Source organism: Cryptosporangium minutisporangium, assembly GCF_039536245.1.
Classification (GTDB): Bacteria; Actinomycetota; Actinomycetes; order Mycobacteriales; family Cryptosporangiaceae; genus Cryptosporangium; species Cryptosporangium minutisporangium.
Window position 1 is genome coordinate 1 of sequence record NZ_BAAAYN010000133.1, and the last position, 4111, is coordinate 4111.

Consider the following 4111-nt stretch of genomic DNA (forward strand, 5'->3'; position numbering starts at 1 on the left):
TGGGCGCGCTGTACCAGTTCTTCAGCGGTAAGGAAGAGCTGCTGCAGGCGGTGATGTACCGCCGCGGCGGTGAGCTGTTCGCGGTCATGCGGGAGGCGATCACGCCCGGCGCGGCCGGGGTGGCGAACCTGGTTGCGATCGTCGAGGCGCTCAGCGCGTTCTTCGACCGCTTTCCCGCGTACGGCCGGTTGACGATCCGCCTGGCGTCGCCGGGGGAGGACGCGCCGAAGGACCTGAGCCCGGCCGGCGCGGGGTTCGCCGGAGCGCTGGCGCTCTTCGCCGACGTGCTGCGGAGCGGTCAGCAGGCCGGGGACGTGCGGCCGGGAGATCCGGCGGCGCTGTCCGAGCTGGCGTCCAGCATGATGACCGCGCACCTGCGCGACCGCGGTCCGGACGGGCTGTCGGCCGCGGAGTTCGCCGAGATCCTGTCGGGGGCCTTCGCGGCGGAGTGACCCGCCGACGCCGCTTGGGCCGCGGCTTCAGGTGCTGGACGGTGCGGCGGTGGCAGCCCGGAGCGCGTCGATGACCCGGCCGGACGCCTCCGGCTGCGGCCCCGGCAGGTACGCGACGATCACCCGTCGCCGCTCGTCGGAACCGCCGCGGACCGCGAGCACCCGCACCCCGTCCGGAGCCGCCGCGGCGAGGTCGGCGGGCACGGTCGTCAGACCGTGCCCCGCCGCGACCAGGCGCAGTTTCGCGAGCCAGTCCCGCGCCACGTGGACGACCTCCGGGCGGCCGTCCAGGCCGGGCCAGACCCCGAGCGGGTGCTCGTCCACCGCCGACCGTCCGGCGATCCAGCGTTCGCCCCGCAGATCCTCGACGTGCACCGCGTCGGCGGCGGCCAGCGCGTGCGTCGCCGGCACCGCGACGCACAGGCTCCGCTCGACCAGCGTCTCGACCACCAGGGCCGGTGACTCGTCGTCCGGCGCCCGGAACGGCGGCGCGGACGCCACCACGGCGAGGTCGATCGAGCCCGCCCGCAACGCGCGCACCAGCGACGGTGTGCTGCCGTCCCGGGTCCGCACGGTGATGCCCGGCTGGGTGCGACGCAGCGCCGCCAGGGCCGTCGGCAACAACACCGCACCGGCGCTCGGGTAGGCGCCGAGCCGCACGGTCGCGGTCGGCGCGGGAAGGCCACGCAGCTCACGGTCGGCGGCGTCGATCGCATCGAGGACGGCCGCCGCGTGCCGCAGCACCACCCGCCCGGTGGCGGTGAGCCGAACGCCGTCGCGGTGGCGTTCGAACACCGGCGCCCCGGCGGCCCGCTCCACCGCGGCGACCTGTCGGGACACCGCCGACTGCGTGTAACCCAGCGAGACCGCCGCCGCGCTGAACGTCCGCCGCTCGGCGATCTCCCGGACGACCCGCAGCCCGGCGAGCGTGACGCTCCCGAAGTCCATGACGTTTACGCATACCACGCTTGCCATACTGTCGTTGGACGCATACGTGGCCGTTGCCTAGCGTCGAGGTATGAGAACCGCTCTGATCACCGGCGCGAACCAGGGCATCGGCTTCGCGCTCGTCGAGGAACTCGCCGCCAGGTGGACGTCGGACGACGTCGTTCTGCTCACCGGGCGTAACCCGGACCGCGTCGCCCACGCCGTCGCCCGTGCGACGGCCGATCCCGCGCGCAACGCGCGCGTCGAAGGCCGACTCCTGGACGTCAGCGACGCGACCGCGGTCGCCGCGGCCGCCGCCGACTTCGCCGGCCAGGGACTCGACGTGGTGCTCTCCAACGCGGCGGCCCGGCTCACCCCGGACCGGACCCAGCGGGAGCAGGCTGACGAGTTCATCACCGTGGCGAACGGTGGCACGCACGCGATGCTGCGGTCCTTCGGGCCGGTCGTGCGCCCGGGCGGCCGGCTCGTCGTCGTCGCCAGCTCGCTCGGCACGCTGGGTAACCTGCCGGAGGCCGTGCGCCCGCTCTTCGGCGACCACGACAGCCTCGACGACGTCGAGCGCACCGTGGAGGCGTGGCGCGCCGCGATCCACGACGGCACCGCGCCGGACGTCGGTTGGCCGGACTGGATCAACGTCCCGTCGAAGGTCGCGCAGGTGGCCGCGGTCCGCGCGGTCGCGCGTCAACGGCGGGACCGCGACCTCGCCGACGGCACGCTGGTCAGCGTGGTCTGTCCCGGCTTGGTCGACACTCCGGCGTCGCGGCCCTGGTTCCCGGACTTCAGCCGCGCCCGGACGCCCGCGCGCGCCGCGACGGCCCTGCTCGACTTCGTGCTCGCCGACCCGATCGACCCGGCCACCTACGGCGAGCTGGTCCGCGACGGAGCGGTGCTGCCCTGGAGCGCCTACCGTTCCCCGGTCGCCTACCAGGCGTGACCTGGGTTTCCTGTCTTACGTTCCCGCGCCGTGGGCGTCGGCGACGACGGTCGGCGAGGCGAGGTCGGCCCACGAATCGACGAGCGATCGGACGAAGTCCCGGTGCGCTGCGCTGACGTCGGCGGATCGCTCCAGCACGTCCAGTTCGTTGATCAGCGTCAGGTCGACGAAGTCCCGCAGCGCGTCGTCGTCCAGCACCTCGCGGTCGCCGGTGAAGCGGCTGACGACGCACCGGGTAGCGGCGAGCCGGGACCAGGTCTGCGTCCGGTCGCAGCCGCCGTAGCGGTAGACGATCGCCTCGGCCGCGGGCCCCACCGCCTCCTGCACCAGGTGCCGCTCGGTCAGCGCGACGAGCGACACGTCGAAACCGTCGGTGCCGTACACCGCGTGCGCGAGCCCGGCGCGTCGCAGGTCGGCCGAGGCGCCGTGCCGGGCCAGCCGGTCGGCGACCCGGCCGAGGTGCTCGTAGAGCGTGCCCCCAGGATGCGGCACGCTCTCGGCGCCGCGTGCACGGAGCAGCGCACGGATGTCCCGGTCGGCGGTCACGGCGTCTCACCACCCGGGCGCAGGCCGAGCAACTCCGGACGCTTCGCGAACTGCCGCCAGCGCTGGTCCGGATCGGCGATCAGCCGCCGGGAGCCCAGGTCGAGCACGCCGCCCACGCTGTCGAGCTCGGCCACGAGTGCGCCGTCGCCCACCCGATGAAGCTGTTGCTGCACGCGCCCGGTCCGGCCACCGGGCCAATCGAAGACGCACGTGACGTCGACCGCGTCGCCGAGGCGCAACTCACGGCGGAACCGGATCGTCGTCTCGAGGGTCACCGGGCCGAGCCCGGAGCGGCGCACCTCCTCCAGGTCCACACCGGCGGCGCGGAGCAACGCCCAGCGGACGTGGTCGGCGTACTGCAGGTAGACCGCGGTGGTGACGTGCCCCTGAGTGTCCAGTTCGTACGCCCGAACCTCGAACCGCACCGTGAAATCGGTCGCTGTCAACGCGGTCACTGTGCCTCCTCCTCGAATCCGGTGCCGTGCGCGACGATGATGTCGACCACCGCGTCCAGATGGCGAAGGAAGCGCCGGCCGGTCGGGTCGACCGTGATCTGCTGGTCCACCAGCCCTTTGACGGCGGCCGTGAGGACGTCGACATGGGACCGCCCGGACACGCCGACCTCCGCCAGGGTGCGGCGCCAGGCACCGAACGCGGCGCGGGCCAGTTCGTGCGCCTCGGGGGAGGGCTGGAACCCCGGCACGGTCCGCTGGGTCAGCAGTTGGTACCGCTGCGGATTCTCGACGCAGAACGTCGCGAACGCGGCCGCCGCGGCGTGGACGTCGAGCGGCCGCTCGTCCTCCAGGGCGGCCAGGCGCCGGAGGAAGTCCTCCTGGCCCTGCCGGTAGAGCGCGTCGTAGAGCTCCTGCTTGCTCGGGAAGTACCAGGCGAGCGACTGGGGTCGCATGCCGAGGCGGGTCGCGAGGAGGCGCAGCGAGATCCCGGAGAGGCCTTCCGTGGCGGCGAGCTGCCAGGCCGCCGTGAGGATCTCGGCCAGGACGGCCTGGCGGCGGCGGGTGACTCTGGTAGTGACAGTTTTCTCTGTCATGAACAGGGAGACTAGCTCGTAGACGGGCGGGGCGAAAGGGTCGGGCCTTGGCGCGGGGGCGGGCCCCTGCCGAGCCACGGCCGCGCCGTCTTCGCGGCGGCGAACGCCGCTCCCGGCTTGGCGGGGGGCTCTGACGGGAGTCGTCTCTAGCCTGTGGACAGCGGTTTTGTGTCGGTGGGGCGG

General features: G+C 73.7%; 6 protein-coding genes. 2 read left to right on the plus strand and 4 right to left on the minus strand.

Translation table 11 applies throughout. From position 1 onward, the window contains the following. The coding region (locus ABEB28_RS42795; protein ID WP_345734043.1) for a TetR/AcrR family transcriptional regulator at window positions 1-452 on the plus strand (452 nt) is incomplete at its 5' end. Between the two features lie 27 nt (window positions 453-479). Here the strand turns inward: ABEB28_RS42795 and ABEB28_RS42800 are convergent. Then, a complete protein-coding gene (locus ABEB28_RS42800) occupies window positions 480-1400 on the minus strand; it encodes a LysR family transcriptional regulator (protein ID WP_345734044.1) in 921 nt (306 codons plus the stop codon). Window positions 1401-1470: 70 nt separating this feature from the next. Between ABEB28_RS42800 and ABEB28_RS42805 the strand changes: the two genes are divergently transcribed. Beyond that, window positions 1471-2334, plus strand: a complete 864-nt coding sequence (locus tag ABEB28_RS42805) for an SDR family NAD(P)-dependent oxidoreductase (protein WP_345734045.1) — start codon at window positions 1471-1473, stop codon at window positions 2332-2334. A gap of 15 nt (window positions 2335-2349) precedes the next feature. Here the strand turns inward: ABEB28_RS42805 and ABEB28_RS42810 are convergent, their stop codons facing one another. Genes ABEB28_RS42810 through ABEB28_RS42820 form a run of 3 tightly spaced genes read right to left on the minus strand, consistent with a single transcriptional unit; the run spans window position 2350 to window position 3928 of the window. After that, complete coding sequence (locus ABEB28_RS42810) at window positions 2350-2880, minus strand: DUF6817 domain-containing protein (protein WP_345734046.1); 531 nt, start codon at window positions 2878-2880, stop codon at window positions 2350-2352. Further along, window positions 2877-3335: an acyl-CoA thioesterase gene (locus tag ABEB28_RS42815; RefSeq protein WP_345734047.1), complete on the minus strand. Its 459-nt coding sequence runs from the start codon at window positions 3333-3335 to the stop codon at window positions 2877-2879. The genes ABEB28_RS42810 and ABEB28_RS42815 overlap by 4 nt, the downstream gene beginning before the upstream one ends. Continuing rightward, a complete protein-coding gene (locus tag ABEB28_RS42820; protein WP_345734048.1) occupies window positions 3332-3928 on the minus strand; it encodes a TetR/AcrR family transcriptional regulator in 597 nt (198 codons plus the stop codon). The genes ABEB28_RS42815 and ABEB28_RS42820 overlap by 4 nt, the downstream gene beginning before the upstream one ends. Window positions 3929-4111 lie beyond the last annotated feature (183 nt).